The organism is Fulvivirga imtechensis AK7 (genome assembly GCF_000331535.1).
Lineage (GTDB): Bacteria > Bacteroidota > Bacteroidia > Cytophagales > Cyclobacteriaceae > Fulvivirga > Fulvivirga imtechensis.
Window position 1 is genome coordinate 1 of the sequence record NZ_AMZN01000189.1, and the last position, 435, is coordinate 435.

Consider the following 435-nt stretch of genomic DNA (forward strand, 5'->3'; position numbering starts at 1 on the left):
CCCAAAAGGTCAAACGGCAAGTTTTTGTTTCCCACAGCAGCATTACGCAAAAAGTACAAGGCTATATTCTTACGCCTGGTCAGGGAAAGAAAACAAGATATTGCTGCCAGCGATCAACAGATCAATGCAGCCATCCGTGAATCGGGATATAAGCCGTGGAAAGTGTATGCAAAAGCCCCTTTTGGAGGACCCCACCAGGTGTTGAAGTACCTGGGACGCTACACTCACAAAACGGCTATTACCAGCTACAGGATAGAGGCCGTTGAACATGGAACGGTTCGTTTCAAATACAAAGACTATGCGGACGGCAACAAAACCAAAAGCATGGAACTCAAAGAAACCGAGTTCCTGCGAAGGTTTGAACAGCATATCCTTCCCAGACGGTTTGTGCGCATCCGCCATTATGGATTTCTGGCCAACAGGGGAAAGGTCACC

Annotated in this window: 1 protein-coding gene; it reads left to right on the forward strand. The window is 47.8% G+C overall.

Annotated elements, in window-relative coordinates:
* Nucleotides 1-435 (forward strand): IS91 family transposase (locus C900_RS27700; protein WP_040497721.1); only part of this gene is annotated, 435 nt, incomplete at both ends.